This window comes from Vreelandella zhaodongensis (assembly GCF_013415115.1).
Lineage (GTDB): Bacteria > Pseudomonadota > Gammaproteobacteria > Pseudomonadales > Halomonadaceae > Vreelandella > Vreelandella zhaodongensis.
Genome location: NZ_JACCDD010000004.1, coordinates 160,879 through 175,818 on the forward strand (window position 1 = coordinate 160,879; position 14,940 = coordinate 175,818).

The window sequence follows — 14,940 nt, forward strand, 5'->3', positions numbered from 1 at the left end:
TCGGTTAAGCGGTGTGGGTGCCGCTGTTAAGGCCAAAAAGCAAGCGGCGAGCTGCAATGCTCGCCGCGCCATTTAACGAAACGTGCTGGTTAGCTCACCCGGTAGTTGGGAGCTTCTTTGGTGATCTGCACGTTGTGAACGTGGGATTCGTTAAAGCCAGCGCTGGTAATTTGTACGAATTCCGGCTTGGTGCGCATTTCTTGAATACTGCGGCAGCCGGTGTAACCCATGGAAGCGCGCAGCCCGCCCATCAGCTGGTGAACGATAGCGCCCATCATGCCTTTATAGGGTACGCGGCCTTCAATACCTTCCGGCACCAGCTTCTCGGCGCCTTCGGCTTTATCTTGGAAGTAGCGGTCAGCGCTGCCCTGGTTCTGAGACATGGCGCCCATGGAGCCCATGCCGCGGTAGGCTTTGTAGGTACGGCCTTGGTAAAGCTCAACTTCACCCGGCGCTTCTTCGGTACCAGCCAGCAGGCCACCGACCATCACGGCGCTTGCGCCAGCGGCGATGGCTTTGGCTAAGTCGCCAGAGAAGCGAATGCCACCGTCGGCGATCAGCGGAATATCGAACTCTTTCAGCGCTTCTGCCACGTTAGACACTGCAGTGATTTGCGGCACACCAACGCCTGCCACAATACGTGTGGTGCAGATAGAGCCGGGGCCAATACCCACTTTAACCGCGTCTGCGCCCGCTTCGGCCAACGCTTTCGCGGCCGCGCCCGTAGCGATGTTGCCGCCAATTACTTGAATGTTGGGGAAGTTCTCTTTGATCCAGCGTACACGATCGATAACGCCTTTGGAGTGACCGTGGGCAGTATCAACAATGATCACATCGACACCGGCTTCGGCCAGAGCTGCAACGCGATCAGGCGTTTCGGGGCCGGTGCCAACGGCGGCGCCAACCAACAAGCGACCATCGCTATCTTTGGCAGCCATCGGGTAAGTGCGGGCTTTTTCGATGTCTTGGAAGGTTACCAAACCGCGCAGGTGGAAGGCGTCGTCGACAATCAGCATTTTCTCGATGCGGTGTTCGCGCATTTTGGCTTTGCTGGTTTCAAGGTCGGTGCCTTCCTTGACGGTAATCAACCGATCACGGGGGGTCATGATATCCGCAACGCTGTCGCCGTGGTTTGGCTGGAAACGCATATCACGCTCGGTCACAATACCGACCAGGGTTTCGCCTTCTACGACGGGGAAGCCAGAGAAGCCGTTCTCACGCGCCATGGCCAGCAGGTCATCCAGCTTCGCCTTGGGGCTAACGGTGACCGGATCTTTGACAATCACGCTTTCGTGCTTTTTCACCTTGCGCACTTCAGCGGCTTGCTGGCTCATGGTCATGCTCTTATGGATAATGCCAATGCCACCTTCCTGAGCCATCGCAATTGCTAGACGCGCTTCGGTAACGGTGTCCATTGCAGCGGAAAGCAGCGGGATATTGAGCGAAATATTGCGAGTCAGGCGGGTTTTGAGGCTGACATCCTTGGGAAGAATATCGGAGAAGCCGGGAACGAGGAGTACGTCATCGAACGTAAGTGCTTCTTGGGCCATACGTAGCATAGCGGCAACACCCTGATGGAAGAGGAAGTGGGGCGTGGAAAGTTAATCCCCTATTATAACGTTTTGAAGGCCGTACCAGCAATGTGAAGAAGGTTTTCAATTCAGACCAATGGCTAATAAGCTAGGATTCTTGCGAAAACTCCCCGCTCGCTCATTTATTTCTAAGGTTGCTCTATGCACGAAACGCCACAAGCGCTCTCTGTTAGTCAGTTGAACCAGCGCGCCAAGCAGACCCTTGAGCGAGAGGTGGGCGAGGTGTGGGTAGAGGGCGAACTTTCCAATGTTTCCCGCCCGGCGTCTGGGCATATTTACTTCACGTTGAAGGATGACCGTGCGCAAATTCGCTGCGCGCTGTTTCGCCAGCGAGCGCGTTTTGTGGCGGCCCCCATGCGTGATGGCGATCAGGTAAAGCTGCGCGGCAGGGTCTCGCTGTTCGAACCGCGCGGCGACTATCAGCTGATTGCCGAGGCCGTGCAGGCGGCGGGCTTGGGGGAGCTGCTGGCGGCGTTTGAGCGCCTAAAAGCACAGTTGCAAAGCGAAGGCGTATTTGCCAATGCTCGCCCCCTGCCCTTTCCACCCCGCAAGATTTTGATTTTAAGCTCTGCCAGCGGCGCGGCCATTCGCGATGTATTGGCGGTGCTGGCGGCTCGCTGGCCCCTGGCGGATGTCACGCTGATTCCGGTGCCCGTACAAGGTGCCGAGGCCGCCCCTGCGATGATTTCTGCGTTGGGGTTATTGAACCGACAGGCACGCTTAGACCCTGACCAGGATGTGGTGCTGATCACCCGCGGCGGCGGTAGCCTAGAGGATTTGTGGGCGTTTAATAACGAGCATCTGGCACGGGCGATTTTTCATTCCCGCTTGCCGGTGATGTCGGCGGTGGGTCACGAAGTGGATGTTACCCTGGCAGATTTCGCCGCCGATATGCGCGCCCCGACCCCATCAGCGGCGGCCGAGCGTTTAGTCCCCGACCAACAAGCGCTAAAGCACCAACTATCACAGTTAGAAAACCGCTTATATCGCGCCATGCAGGCACGCTTAGAACGAGATAGCCAACGCCTGGATACCTTGCGCGCCCGCCTTCGCCACCCAGGCGAGCAGCTTAACCGCCAGCGCCAGCACATTACCGCCCTTTCCCAACGGCTGCAGCGCGCAATGCAGCAAAGCGTTCAGCAGCAGCAAGCCCGGGTCACGCAGTTAAGCAAGCGCTTAGCAAGCCAGGACATGGCACGCCTACACCGTACAGAGCAAGAGCGTGTTAGCCAGCTCCAGCGCCGTTTAGCCAGTGCTATGCAGCGGGCGCTGGAAGTACGTCAGGCACGCTTAAGCAGTGCCGCCCGTGAGCTACATGCCGTCAGCCCACTGGCGGTGTTGGGTCGCGGCTACACCATTGCCCAGGATGAAAAGGGCCATGTCATTCGCCGGGCAGAGGACACCGCGCCAGGCCAGAAGCTCTCGCTTCGGCTGGGCGAAGGCAGGCTAAACGTGGAAGTAAAACGGCGCTACAAAAAGTAGCGCCGCAGGCTTAACATCCTTGTTAACGAATCATTACTCTTTCTTGGCAGACGAGTCGGCATCGGGATTCACATGATGTGTATCCGGCATCGGGTTGGCGTCGTCATGGTGATCATGGCGAGGCTCCTTCTTCTGCTCTTTCTTTGCGTCGTCTTTATCGGGCTGCTGCATAGTACCTCCTAATCCTTGGTGGTCGCCGTAGGAATCACGTCAGCTGCTAACGTGAACAGGCCTCACTCACTATAGTCGCTAGCCGATGACTTACCATGGTGTAAAACTGCTAACACCAGCGCTATCTCACCACTTTGATGCAGATAAAAAGATAAAACAGTCACTTGGAGGCGTTCGCTCTTAACGCATTTCAATATCTAGCTCGGTGATAAAGCGGTCACGCCGCGAAATGGCTTTGCCTGCATCATCCCCGGCCAACGTCGCGCAAGCATTGATCAGGCACTCCATGGCGGCAAAATAGGCCACCATGCTATTGGAAATAAAGCTGCTTTCGTGGGGCACCAGAATGGATACCTGGGAATACTTGACCAGTGCGGAGCTGGCATAGTCAGTCACCGCCAAGGTATGAATACCGTGTGCTTGGGCCATACGGCATACATCCACCACTTGGCGTGTATAGGGCTGACAACTGGCGGCAATTAGCACGTCGCCCTCAGATAACGACGCCAACCCTTCTGCCACGCCGTTGGTAGCATCGCTGAGCAATGCCACATCAGGGCGCAGCATGCCCAGCCCATAAGCTGAAAAACTGCACAGTGCATGAAACTGGCGAACACCGTACAGCCGAACTCTCGGCGCATTGACCACCGCCTGGGCAAACGCTTCGATATCCTCATGTTTCACGCCCTGCAGAAAACGATCAATGTTGTGTTTGTTTTCAGCGCATAGCTGTTGTGCCTGAACATGTAAACTGCGTTTGTCCGCCGCCAAGGCACTAGCGGCATGATCACGGTAGAAAGATGCAGACGAGCTAAAGTGCGCACTTAGCAGGACTTTTTGCAGATCGCTGAAACGCGCGTAACCCAGCGAGCGCGCCAGGCGTGAAATACTCGACGGGTTGACCTCTAACCGGCGGGCTGCTGAAGAAATAGACAACAGCACCTGATCCCCCTGAAGGTCGATAAGGCGCGCCAGCACTTCCCGCGATTTAGGGCCAAGACGCAGCTCGCTCTCCCCCCGGGCAATACTGAGCGCCAGCTGACGGAGTCCATCGACTGTTTCCGGGGGGCGGCTCGAACTGTCAACTGGCGAAGAGTAGTTTTCCGTCATAAGCGGGCAGTGCTCCAGGGCGGTCATAAAGTTGCCATGCTACACCATCCGCTTCAAGTCGCATCACCGCCGTGACCAGGGTGTTCTCGTGATCAGGATCGTCAGCGCTAAGTCGCAGAATGGGTAGGCCACTGGCCTGTTGGTCATGCAGGATGGCCAGTGGCGCGGTCTCGCCGTCGGCTAGCAACTGATCCCCGCGCTGCTGACGGTCTCGGGAGGAGTCAGTGATCCACTGCGACGCTAAACCGCGAGAGTGATACAGCGCATGATTAGCATGTACACTGGGGACGTTCAGCGCTCTCTGGGCAGCATCCCCGCCACCGAACTCAATACTCGTCACCTCTCTTTGGCCGCACTGGGCTAGCGAAAAATGAAAACCGCCGCACTCATTGTAGCGCTGCAGCAGTGCCACCACGTCGGTCACATTGGGCTGGTTTAGGGCCACCCGGCCTAATACCATGCGTGGCACCTGGGGTGTGATATCGAGCAGGCGCAAATTATTGACCGCTTGTACCCAGCCCTGGCGAGTAAACGCCAGGGTATGCCCGGGTATGGAGCCGGGGTAACAGAAGGCCGTGAAGCCCCTTCCTTCGGAGTGAGTTACCTCAGCCATAAAGCAGTGGCCACGGAAGAATGGCAGGCCATCTTCATTATGGGCGACAACCGGGGTTTGCCCTGGAAGAATCACCGTGGTGCAGCCGTCTGGCGCGTGGGCCAGCAGGTCACCACGGCAGTTCCAGGCAAACACCGCCTCAATGGGCAGATTAAGACCTTCCGCCAGGCCTTCCAGCTCTTCCCATACCTGGGGAAAATCACGCTGGGTATTGGCGGCCATGGTGGCAACAGCCCCCCGATGAACCGGGTCGTTGATCTCAGCCCAGATAGCACTCGGCAACAGGAATCGATGCACTGCATCACGCCCGGCACGCCCAAGGGCAACGCCGATATCGTACGGGCGTCCGTTGATCACGTGCCAACCAAGTGAGCTTGCTTGATTAGACATGGCGCAGAAAATCCTTCATCCGGTCATTGGGTGGGTTATCGATGACATCAGCAGGGTTTGCATCAACCGCTATTTTGCCGTGCTCCATAAAGATCAAACGTGTACCTACCTGCTTGGCGAAGGACATTTCATGGGTTACCACCACCATGGTCATCTGCTCTTCGGCCAGTTTGCGCATCACACTCAACACTTCCTGCTTAAGCTCAGGGTCAAGCGCCGAGGTGGGCTCATCAAACAGCATTACCTTGGGCTTGATCGCCAGCGCCCTAGCAATGGCGACCCGTTGCTGCTGACCACCCGAAAGTTCGTGTGGGTAGTGGCGAGATTTATCCCCCAGGCCCACTTTTTCCAACAGCTCCTGGGCGCTGATGTCCGCAGCCTTGCGCCCCATGCCGCGCACATGGCGCTGGCCAAAGGCCACATTTTCCAGCGCGTTCATCTGGGGAAACAGATTGAACTGCTGGAAGACCATGCCCGCTTCCTGACGAATTTCGCGCAGAATTTTGTTCCCGCCCTTTACGCTCAGGCCATCGACGAGAAGATCGCCCGAGGTGATCATTTCCAGCCCGTTAATACAGCGTAGCAAGGTGGATTTTCCAGAACCAGACGGCCCGATGAGCACCACAACCTCGCCACGGTTGATGTCCAGATCAACCTCTTCAAGTACCTTGAGTGGGCCAAAGTGCTTGGAAACATTCTTGAACTCTATGATGGCGCTCATAAGATCCTCATCCGTTTCTCAATGATGCGCAGCAGCAGCGACAGGGTGCCGGTCATGATCAGATAGAACACAGCAACCGCCGTCCATATCTCAACCGCACGAAAGTTGGCCGCCATGATTTCCTGGCCGGTACGTGTCAATTCGCCGACGCCAATAACAATAAATAGAGAGGTATCTTTCAAGCTGACTATGCACTGGTTACCCAGCGGTGGAATTAGCCGGCGAAAGGCCAAGGGGCCAACGATATAAACCACTACTTTCCAGCGCGGCAGACCTATGGCGCGCCCTGCTTCGGTCAACCCCTTGGAAATCGATAGCACCGCGCCACGGACGATCTCGGCAACATACGCACCAGCATTAATGACGATCGCGAGAATTGCCGTTGTCATCGGGTCAATGCGGATATCCACCAGCACCGGCAAAGCGAAATACAGGAACATCACCTGGACCACAATGGGCGTACCGCGAATGATTTCGACGTAGATAAACGCCAGCGTATTGAGAATATAGCCGCCGTAGGCGCGCATCAGGCCAATCACAGCCCCCAGTGTAATGCCACCAATCAAGCCCGTTACGGTGATATACAGCGTGATCTTTGCCCCGTGGAAGAGTTGAGGCAGGAAATTAATGATGATCGACCAGTCGATATTCATTGCAACACTCCTGATAGTTCGAACTCAGCGGAGGGACACACTGCCCTCCGCAAGATGTATGGAATAATCAGGCGTTATTCAGTCGGTGCTTCACCAAACCACTTGATGTAGATTTCGTCATAGCGACCATCTTCACGCATTGCAGCTAGCACTTCGTTGACCGGCTCGACCAGCTCGCTGCCCTTAGGAAAAGCAATGCCATACTCGTGCGCCATCATCTGCTCGCCTACCGCTTTTACTTGGCCATCACCTGCCGTGGCGATGTAGTAAAGCACGTTGGGGGTGTCATGCATGGCGGCATCGACGCGCCCAGTGCGTAGCTCTAGGTAGGCGTTATCGATATTGGGGAACTGGCGTAGCTCTGTATCGGTGAAGTTTTCCCGCGCATAGTCCGCCGCAGAAGTGCCGGTGCGTACCGCCAGGGTTTTGCCCGCTAGGTCTTCAGCGCTTTCGATATCACTGTCTATGGGCACCATGATGCGAAAGCCACTCTCATAGTAGCCATCCGAAAAATCAATCACCTCAGCACGATCTTCACGGATAGTGATACCTGCCAAGGCAACATCCAACTGGCCGGTTTGCAGGCCAGGAATAATGCCGTTGAAGTCCATCGGGCGTAGTTCAAACTCCAGCTCAAGCTCTTCGGCGATCATGCCCCACATGTCGATATCGAAACCGACATATTCACCGTCCTGGGCGAATTCAAAGGGTACAAAGGCAGTATCAGTGGCAACGACCAGCTTGTCGGCGGCAGCAGTTGCTGCGGAGAGAGAGAAAGCAGTGGCAGCTATTAAAGTAGTGAGTGTCTTCATGGATAAATCCTCGTGACGTCGATGTTATTGGCAGTTTGTGAGTGACGCGGTGTGTAGATATAGGCGTTGTTATTGGCTTGGTTTGAATTGGCTTGGCCGAATTTCTCTACACACACACCTGCAAATATAATTGCATATATATTTTAAATGACCAAATATTTGCATTATTTTTTTACACGCAGGCGAAACCGGGCGTCACAAAGACACCCGGTTCGGCTAGTGTTTTCTCTTTAAATAAAGGCGCTTACGCTAAATGCTTAACCAGCACCTTGGATTTTCGGGCGTGGTTGTAAGCTTCGCGCTTCAGTGGTGGCAGGTCGTCCAGGCTGGCCGTGCGGAAACCACGTTCGACAAACCAGTGGGCTGTATGGGTGGTCAACACGAACATTTCAGAAAGCCCTCGCTGGCGGGCGCGGCGCTCTAACGCCTCTACCAGCCGCTCGCCACGCTCACCACCGCGATAATTGTCATGTACCGCGACACAGGCCATCTCGCCCACGGTGGTCTCTGGGAAGACATGCAGTGCAGCGCAACCAATGACCATGCCATCCCGCTCTATCACCATGTAGTCGTCGATTTCGTGCTCTAACCGCTCCCGCGAACGAGCGACCAACATGCCACGCCGCTCTAGGGGTTCCAGCAGTTCTAACAAGCCAGCCACGTCGTTCAGTGTGGCGGGACGAAGCTGCTCGTAACGGTGTTGGGTAATCATGGTGCCAACGCCGTCGCGGGTGAATAACTCCCCTAACAGTGCGTCGTGGTTGCGCCAGGAGAGCAAGTGGGTGCGTGCTACCCCTTCACGGGCAGCGGCACAGGCGGCGTTCAAATGGCGGGCCAATTCGCTGCCGGGTAAAGCACTGTGCAGGCGCGGTTCGGCTTCAGCGGGGGAAAGCTGGCGCAGCAATGCCCCCTGTTCATCTTCCAGCCCTTCCGATTCGCCCAGCAGAATAAGTTTATCGGCTTTAAGCGCAACGGCGGCGTGTTGTGCCACTTCCGAGGCATCTAGATCAAACACTTCACCAGTACTGGAAAAGCCCAGCGGCGGTAACAACACCAACGAGCCTTTATCCAGTAGCCCTTCAATGGCGTTAGCGCGCACGCGGCGCACTTCGCCACTGTGGTCAAAATCGATGCCTTCACGCACCCCTAAGGGCTTGGCGGTCACTAGGTTGCCTGAAATAACGCTAAGCTCCACACCGTGCAGCGGCGTGCTTGGCAGCCCGAGGGAAAGCCGCGCTTCTAGCCATAGCCGCTGATGCGCGGCTACCTGCTCTACATGAGCCATCACCGTGCGGTCGGCCACCCAGCGGCCATCTACCCGCGTTGGTTCAACACCGGCAGCCGTCAGCGATTCGTGAACCTGCGGGCGAATACCAAACACCACCACCAGACGCACGCCCAAGGTGTGCAGCAGGGCTAAATCCTGAATCAGCTGCTCCCCTCGGCCAGACGCCATGGCTTCGCCTTCAATTAAGATGACAAAGGTTCGCCCTCGGTGCGCATTAATGTAAGGGGAAGCGTTACGAAACCAATCAACAAAAGGGAAGCGTGTGTCCAAGGGCCGCTCTCCGGCAGCAGGTGAATGACAGTATCCGCAGTTACTTTAACAGAGCACAAAAAACAGCGGCACCTTCTTGTGCAAATCCACCCAGAGTCAGGCTAATTTACGCGAAGGTGCCGCTGTGTTAGCTATCCAAAATAGCACCTAGCAATGGCGTGCTAGGCGGGTTTTCCCTGTGTTAACCAAACATGCCTTTGAACATAAAGAAGAACAGGATGGCCAAGCCAGCACCTGCTGGCAGTGTGATCAACCAGGACATCACAATCGTGCCGATAACGCGCAGATTAAGCGCTGCCATACCGCGTGCCAGACCCACACCAAGGATAGCCCCCACCAACGTGTGAGTGGTTGAGATCGGCAAGCCAGTACCCGATGCCAACACCACGGTGGTCGCAGCGGCCAGTGTGGCAGCAAAACCACGACTAGGCGTAAGTTCGGTAATGCCGGTACCCACCGTCGCAATGACTTTGTGACCGTAGGTGACCAAGCCAAACACAATGCCGCCGCCACCCAGCACCAGCACCCACCAGGGCACGAGCGCCGCGCTGTCGATCACACCATCGCTGCGCACCACGCTGATTACCGCTGCCAGCGGGCCTACGGCATTGGCCACATCGTTGGAGCCGTGGGCAAATGCCATGGCACAGGCAGTAAAGATCATCAGTACGCCAAAGACGCGTTCAACATTGGCATAGCCAAAGTGGTCGTTGACATCTTTTTCGTACTTAACCCGGCGCTGCATCACAAGGCCCAACCCCATGATGGCAACACCCAGCAGAATCGACAGCATGAAGCTTTGACCAAATGTCAGGTCCAGCCCTACGTGGGTTAAACCTTTGGTCAGTGTGACCATGGAAACAATAAACCCAACCAAAAACACATAGCCGGGCACATAACGTTTCGCTGCAGAGAAGGGGTCTTTATTTTCGAAAATCAGGTGATGAACCGATTTGAAAAGTATGAAGCCGATGGTGCCTGCCAATAACGGGGAAACAACCCAGCTAGAAGCGATAGTGCCAACTCGGCCCCATGCCACCGCTTCGACACCTAGCCCTACCGCACCAAAACCAACAATAGCGCCCACAATAGAGTGAGTGGTGGATACCGGCCAGCCCCTCGCCGACGCTATCATTAACCAAATGGCTGCCGCCAATAGCGCAGAAAGCATGCCGTAAACGAGTAGCTGGGGGTTCGCTTCTAGCAGTACCGGGTCTAGCATCCCACCGCGGATAGTCGCGGTGACTTCACCACCAGCGAGCCAGGCCCCTAAAAATTCAAAGATAACCGCAATAATGATGGCTTGTTTGATGGTGATCGCTTTCGACCCCACCGAGGTTCCCATTGCGTTGGCAACGTCGTTTGCACCGACGCCCCAGGCCATGAAGAAGCCAAACAAACAGGCCAAAATAATAAAAATTTCACCGTGCTGGGCAATAATCAGCATGAGTTCCCCTTAGCGTGCGGTCAAAATCTGCAGGCGGCTGCCCACGCGTTCGGCGCGATCGGATAATTCACCCACCCAGTCAATGATCTTGTAAAGAAAGACCACATCGACTGGTGGCAACTGGCTTTCCAGTTCAAACAAGCGGCGACGTATAGCCACCTGCTGACTGTCCGCCTGGTGTTCGAGCGTGTGCAGTTCACGAATCATGTTGTGCATCACATCAGACACATTGCGCCCAAAACCGGACTCAAGCAGGTCCTTCAGCTCCTCTAACGCTTGGCGTGCCTGTGCAACACAAGCCACACTGGTGCGCATATAATCACGCATCGGGTCGGCCAGCTCATCAGGAACGCGCATTTTACGCCCCAGCATAATGCCGGTAATGTCGCGTACTTTATTGGCGATTTTGTCCTGCACACTAATCAGATCCAGCAGGTCGGAACGCGAAACCGGCAAGAACATTGTGTTGGGCAAGTTAAGGCGTAGCTCTGTTTTGAGAACATCGGCGTCATGCTCTAAGCGCGTAACGTTTTCACGTAGCTCTGACGCTGTGTCCCAGTCACCGACAAGCGATGCCTCGAAGAATGGCAACAGTTGATCGGCGCACTCATTGGCCTTGACGATGTGGGCCAGCAGTGGCTGGAATGGCGAGCGGCCAAACATCGCAGAAAAAGGGTTGGGGGTAACCATAGTGCCTTTAGCCTGTTTTCGGGAAGCCTGGAAATGGCGGGCGCCAGTATAAAGAGTGCGCTCGCCGCCGTCATGAAAAGTTCACATTGTCATTAAAAATTCATTGAAACGTCACAATACCAAGGTGGCTAACGTCATGGAAAATTCTATGCCTGTTTCTGCACCAACTGAAATAGAGCTTAAGCTAGCGCTACCGCCCTCGCAATTGGATGCGTTGTTGCGCCATGCAGTGCTGGCCGATACACCACCAGGTCAGCAGCAGCTTGCAAATACTTACTTTGATACACCCGCAGGTGATTTGGCCAGTGCACGGATTGCTGTGCGCCTACGCCAGGTAGATGACCGCATATTGCAAACCGTCAAAACCGCGGGACAAGGTGGCGGAGGGTTCTCAAGCCGACAAGAGTGGGAGTGGCAAGTACCTGAGGCACAGATCGACCACATAGCTCTGGCGGCGCTACCGCCCTTTCAAGAGTCACTCGCGCCTGTGATTAAGGACCTGCGCCCTACTCTGCGTACCGACTTTATCCGGCGCAGTTGGCAACTCGACTGGCAAGGCAACCATATTGAGCTAGTGCTGGACGAAGGCGAGATCGTCAGCAACGGCGCTCAGGCGGCCATTTGCGAGGTAGAGTTGGAGTTACAAGCGGGCGAACCGGAGGCGCTTTGGTCTCTGGCATTGGAGCTCGCGGCAAGCGTACCGTTACGCCCATCGGATACCAGCAAAGCCGCACGGGGAAATGCCCTGGGCGCACAACAGTGGCCGCTACCCGAGGCCAGCACACCAGCTCAGTGGCTGCACAGAGCAACCGTGGCGCTGGATGCCTATCACGACAGCAGTCTCCCTGAACACTTAAACGCTGCTCAACAGGCGTTAGGCACCCTGGCGACACATCCCGACCTGGACGCACGCGCCCGTAACGATGCTGAAACACTGGTAGCGGCATTGTCCCACGACGGCCAGCCAACCGCTGCTTATGGCGTTGCAGCGTTAAACCTGGCCTATCGCTTCGCTTATCAAACCACGCTACGCTAAGGGGCATTTAGCCCACTTCAGGATGACGCGATGAGTTTTCAACTGTCTCCCGGTGCAGAAGGACTCCGCACGCGGCTTTTTCATATTATTTTTGAGTCCGACACGCCAGGGGCTAAAGCATTTGATATCGCCCTCATTATTGCCATTCTCATTAGCGTGGCGGTCATCTTATTAGACAGCGTGGACGCTTATGCCGAGCGCTTCGGGCATATTTTCTTCTATCTGGAGTGGGCTTTTGCACTGATTTTCAGCCTTGAACTGGCCGTGCGAATTTACTGCTTAGAGCGCCCAACGATTTACCTTAAGAGCTTCTACGGCATTGTCGATGTAATCGCAATTCTCCCTGCCTGGCTGGTACTGCTAGTGCCTGGCGCTCACGGCCTAGTGATCGTGCGCATTCTGCGGGTGCTACGCATCTTCCGTATTCTGAGATTGATGGAGTTTATCGGCGAAGGGCGTTTACTACTCGATGCGCTTAAGCGCAGCCTTCGACAAATCCTGCTATTTTTCAGCAGCATATTGATGGTGGTAACGCTGTTTGCAGCGCTGATGTACACCATAGAATCGCCAGAAGCAGGCTTTACCAGTATTCCCATGTCGATGTACTGGGCGATTGTCAGCATGACCACCGTGGGTTACGGCGACATTGTGCCAGCTACCTCTTTAGGTAAGGCGATCACAATGATTCTGATGCTGATGGGTTACTCGATTATTGCCGTACCTACTGGGGTGTTTTCTGCCCAGGTTATCCGCTCGATCCGAGAAGACCGCTATTCCGAAGAGGCCTGCCCTGGCTGCGGCCACGACCGCCATGAAAAACGCGCTCGCTACTGTCTGCGCTGCGGCACATGGTTGGACGAAGACAGCGAAGACCCACGCAAGAAAGACGAGCACAAAAACGAAAAAAGGCCCTAGTCATTCACTAGGGCCCTTTCCGCGAGTTAGCTACCCAGCAAATGGGCAGCTACCACTTATTCGTCTTCAAAAGGCGCTTGCCAAGCTTCTAGTTCCGCGCCGCTCCAATTTCCGTAGGACGCATTGGGGAACACAATCCAGTCGTTGCCAAAACGTTCTGCATGGTCATTAACCAGATCGCGCTGCTCTTCAAGGCTTGCGTCGACAAAGTCGCCCGAGAAATCATGCAGCGTATCACCCAACTGCATCACAAGCGTGTGGCTGTCCTCGACAATCGCGCGACGCTCTGTCTTCGGTGGGCCAAGCAACATCACGCTCTCGTCAGAGACTTGGGGAAACGCTAATGCTTCCATGGTAGCCAGCGTATCCGCTTTATTTTCTTGGTAGCGATCCGATACATAGTAGATCGACACACCCTGCTCATCGGCAAACTCCAGGAACTCCATGGCACCTGGGATCAGGCGAGGCTCGCCTTCGCGCTCCCAATGCAGCCAAGTATCCCAAACAGTGAAGTCGTGGCAGGCCTGCATATCGCGCACTAACAGGGCGCTGTTATCGATCAGCGTCTCATCCACATCGGTAATGATGGCCAGGTCGGCATCTTCACCGTGCGCTTCAATCTGTTTTTCCAGACGATAGGTCGCCAGCTCAAAGCCTTGGCGCTGTAACGCAATTATTTCTGCGGATTGCTGTTGGTAACGAAGTCCCATGGCGTATTCAGTCTGTTCACAGGCACTAGCGTCATCGGCTAAAGCGTTACCCGACAGTGGGAGTAGCGCTAAGCTTGCGAAAGCCGTTGCTGTGGCAGCATTACGGTATCGAGATATCGTCATTAAGCAATCTCCAGTTATTTGTCATGAGTTAGTGGTGATTAGCAAGTCGTAGGGCAGCCCTACACCATCCATCACAATTAATTATCAAAATTAATCATAATCATCATAATTTATTTTTATTGATCATTCAAATAAGAAACAAAGCGTACTAAAGAAAGCACTGAGTGATGCGCTCGTTATCACTGCTCCGGATGGATGATAGATACACGCAGAGGGTAAACGTAACAGCCCCCATCATTAGGGGGCTGGTCATCAATGCTAGCGGGGGATTACGTGAATGGCGTAATATCGCCGCGGCCTTCCCGCACAATTTTTGGCGGTAGCTCGCGCAAATCGATCACGCTGGTAGGGTCTAGATGACAGGCGCCGCCATCAATAATGGCGTCTAAATGTGACCCGAAACGATCACGAATCTCTTCTGGGTCACTCATCGGTAGGGTTTCATCCACGGGAATAAGCGTAACACTCATCAGCGGCTCGCCCAGCGCTTCTAACAGGGCGTGGGTAATGCGGTGATCGGGCACGCGCACGCCAATAGAGCGGCGCTTCGGATGCAGTAACAGACGCGGAACCTCAGTCGTCGCATCCAAAATAAAAGTGTAAGGACCCGGGGTGTGCGCTTTTAAGAGCCGGAACACTGCGTTATCCACTTTTGCGTAGGTGCCAATTTCGGAAAGATCAGAACACACCAGCGTAAAGTTGTGCTTATCGTCCAAGGAACGCAGCCATTTGATCTTTTCAATGGCCTTCTTTTCGCCCAAGTGGCAGCCTAACGCGTAACCTGAATCCGTCGGGTACGCGACCACACCGCCTTTACGGATGACGTCTATGGCTTGATCAATCAAGCGTTTCTGCGGGTTTTCGGGGTGTATCTGGAAATATTGACTCATCACTTGCTCCTGCCTGTGGGCATATCG

At 55.1% G+C, this 14,940-nt stretch carries 15 protein-coding genes; 3 read left to right on the plus strand and 12 right to left on the minus strand.

Annotated elements, in window-relative coordinates; all coding sequences use genetic code 11:
• Positions 1-89: 89 nt before the first annotated feature.
• Complete coding sequence (gene guaB, locus HZS79_RS08845; RefSeq protein ID WP_162218129.1) at positions 90-1,559, minus strand: IMP dehydrogenase; 1,470 nt, start codon at positions 1,557-1,559, stop codon at positions 90-92.
• Positions 1,560-1,733: 174 nt separating this feature from the next.
• Between guaB and xseA the strand changes: the two genes are divergently transcribed.
• The gene (gene xseA / locus HZS79_RS08850; protein WP_179927645.1) at positions 1,734-3,074 is read left to right on the plus strand and encodes an exodeoxyribonuclease VII large subunit; all 1,341 of its coding nucleotides are present in this window, start codon (positions 1,734-1,736) and stop codon (positions 3,072-3,074) included.
• A gap of 33 nt (positions 3,075-3,107) precedes the next feature.
• Here the strand turns inward: xseA and HZS79_RS08855 are convergent, their stop codons facing one another.
• From HZS79_RS08855 to HZS79_RS08895, 9 genes are all read right to left on the minus strand, one after another.
• A complete protein-coding gene (locus tag HZS79_RS08855) occupies positions 3,108-3,245 on the minus strand; it encodes a hypothetical protein (RefSeq protein WP_179927646.1) in 138 nt (45 codons plus the stop codon).
• 180 nt (positions 3,246-3,425) lie between these two features.
• On the minus strand, positions 3,426-4,355 hold the full coding sequence (locus tag HZS79_RS08860; protein WP_179927647.1) for a MurR/RpiR family transcriptional regulator: 930 nt from the start codon (positions 4,353-4,355) through the stop codon (positions 3,426-3,428).
• Positions 4,327-5,358: a C45 family autoproteolytic acyltransferase/hydrolase gene (locus HZS79_RS08865; RefSeq protein WP_179927648.1), complete on the minus strand. Its 1,032-nt coding sequence runs from the start codon at positions 5,356-5,358 to the stop codon at positions 4,327-4,329. The genes HZS79_RS08860 and HZS79_RS08865 overlap by 29 nt, the downstream gene beginning before the upstream one ends.
• On the minus strand, positions 5,351-6,079 hold the full coding sequence (gene glnQ, locus HZS79_RS08870; RefSeq protein WP_162218133.1) for a glutamine ABC transporter ATP-binding protein GlnQ: 729 nt from the start codon (positions 6,077-6,079) through the stop codon (positions 5,351-5,353). The genes HZS79_RS08865 and glnQ overlap by 8 nt, the downstream gene beginning before the upstream one ends.
• The gene (gene glnP / locus HZS79_RS08875; RefSeq protein ID WP_179927649.1) at positions 6,076-6,732 is read right to left on the minus strand and encodes a glutamine ABC transporter permease GlnP; all 657 of its coding nucleotides are present in this window, start codon (positions 6,730-6,732) and stop codon (positions 6,076-6,078) included. The genes glnQ and glnP overlap by 4 nt, the downstream gene beginning before the upstream one ends.
• A gap of 74 nt (positions 6,733-6,806) precedes the next feature.
• Positions 6,807-7,544: a glutamine ABC transporter substrate-binding protein GlnH gene (glnH, locus tag HZS79_RS08880; RefSeq protein WP_162218135.1), complete on the minus strand. Its 738-nt coding sequence runs from the start codon at positions 7,542-7,544 to the stop codon at positions 6,807-6,809.
• Between the two features lie 244 nt (positions 7,545-7,788).
• Positions 7,789-9,102: an amino-acid N-acetyltransferase gene (argA, locus tag HZS79_RS08885; protein ID WP_179927650.1), complete on the minus strand. Its 1,314-nt coding sequence runs from the start codon at positions 9,100-9,102 to the stop codon at positions 7,789-7,791.
• A gap of 181 nt (positions 9,103-9,283) precedes the next feature.
• The gene (locus HZS79_RS08890; RefSeq protein WP_162218137.1) at positions 9,284-10,549 is read right to left on the minus strand and encodes an inorganic phosphate transporter; all 1,266 of its coding nucleotides are present in this window, start codon (positions 10,547-10,549) and stop codon (positions 9,284-9,286) included.
• 9 nt (positions 10,550-10,558) lie between these two features.
• Positions 10,559-11,239: a TIGR00153 family protein gene (locus HZS79_RS08895; protein ID WP_162218138.1), complete on the minus strand. Its 681-nt coding sequence runs from the start codon at positions 11,237-11,239 to the stop codon at positions 10,559-10,561.
• Between the two features lie 136 nt (positions 11,240-11,375).
• On the opposite strand from HZS79_RS08895, the gene HZS79_RS08900 reads away from it, so the two are divergent.
• Positions 11,376-12,275, plus strand: a complete 900-nt coding sequence (locus HZS79_RS08900) for a CYTH domain-containing protein (RefSeq protein ID WP_179927651.1) — start codon at positions 11,376-11,378, stop codon at positions 12,273-12,275.
• Positions 12,276-12,305: 30 nt separating this feature from the next.
• Complete coding sequence (locus tag HZS79_RS08905) at positions 12,306-13,190, plus strand: ion transporter (protein ID WP_162218140.1); 885 nt, start codon at positions 12,306-12,308, stop codon at positions 13,188-13,190.
• Positions 13,191-13,246: 56 nt separating this feature from the next.
• Here the strand turns inward: HZS79_RS08905 and HZS79_RS08910 are convergent, their stop codons facing one another.
• Both HZS79_RS08910 and HZS79_RS08915 read right to left on the minus strand, forming a co-directional pair.
• Entirely contained in the window at positions 13,247-14,023 is a 777-nt protein-coding gene (locus HZS79_RS08910) for an HAD family acid phosphatase (RefSeq protein ID WP_162218141.1), read from the minus strand.
• Between the two features lie 269 nt (positions 14,024-14,292).
• Positions 14,293-14,913 (minus strand): L-threonylcarbamoyladenylate synthase, encoded by a 621-nt coding sequence (locus tag HZS79_RS08915; protein ID WP_162218142.1) that lies wholly within the window; start codon positions 14,911-14,913, stop codon positions 14,293-14,295.
• Positions 14,914-14,940 lie beyond the last annotated feature (27 nt).

Coding starts and splice junctions, on each gene's coding strand:
- guaB (WP_162218129.1), bottom strand. CDS start 1,559: ATGCTACGTATGGCCCAAGAAGCACTTACGTTCGATGACGTACTCCTC.
- xseA (WP_179927645.1), top strand. CDS start 1,734: ATGCACGAAACGCCACAAGCGCTCTCTGTTAGTCAGTTGAACCAGCGC.
- HZS79_RS08855 (WP_179927646.1), bottom strand. CDS start 3,245: ATGCAGCAGCCCGATAAAGACGACGCAAAGAAAGAGCAGAAGAAGGAG.
- HZS79_RS08860 (WP_179927647.1), bottom strand. CDS start 4,355: ATGACGGAAAACTACTCTTCGCCAGTTGACAGTTCGAGCCGCCCCCCG.
- HZS79_RS08865 (WP_179927648.1), bottom strand. CDS start 5,358: ATGTCTAATCAAGCAAGCTCACTTGGTTGGCACGTGATCAACGGACGC.
- glnQ (WP_162218133.1), bottom strand. CDS start 6,079: ATGAGCGCCATCATAGAGTTCAAGAATGTTTCCAAGCACTTTGGCCCA.
- glnP (WP_179927649.1), bottom strand. CDS start 6,732: ATGAATATCGACTGGTCGATCATCATTAATTTCCTGCCTCAACTCTTC.
- glnH (WP_162218135.1), bottom strand. CDS start 7,544: ATGAAGACACTCACTACTTTAATAGCTGCCACTGCTTTCTCTCTCTCC.
- HZS79_RS08890 (WP_162218137.1), bottom strand. CDS start 10,549: ATGCTGATTATTGCCCAGCACGGTGAAATTTTTATTATTTTGGCCTGT.
- HZS79_RS08895 (WP_162218138.1), bottom strand. CDS start 11,239: ATGGTTACCCCCAACCCTTTTTCTGCGATGTTTGGCCGCTCGCCATTC.
- HZS79_RS08900 (WP_179927651.1), top strand. CDS start 11,376: ATGGAAAATTCTATGCCTGTTTCTGCACCAACTGAAATAGAGCTTAAG.
- HZS79_RS08905 (WP_162218140.1), top strand. CDS start 12,306: ATGAGTTTTCAACTGTCTCCCGGTGCAGAAGGACTCCGCACGCGGCTT.
- HZS79_RS08910 (WP_162218141.1), bottom strand. CDS start 14,023: ATGACGATATCTCGATACCGTAATGCTGCCACAGCAACGGCTTTCGCA.
- HZS79_RS08915 (WP_162218142.1), bottom strand. CDS start 14,913: ATGAGTCAATATTTCCAGATACACCCCGAAAACCCGCAGAAACGCTTG.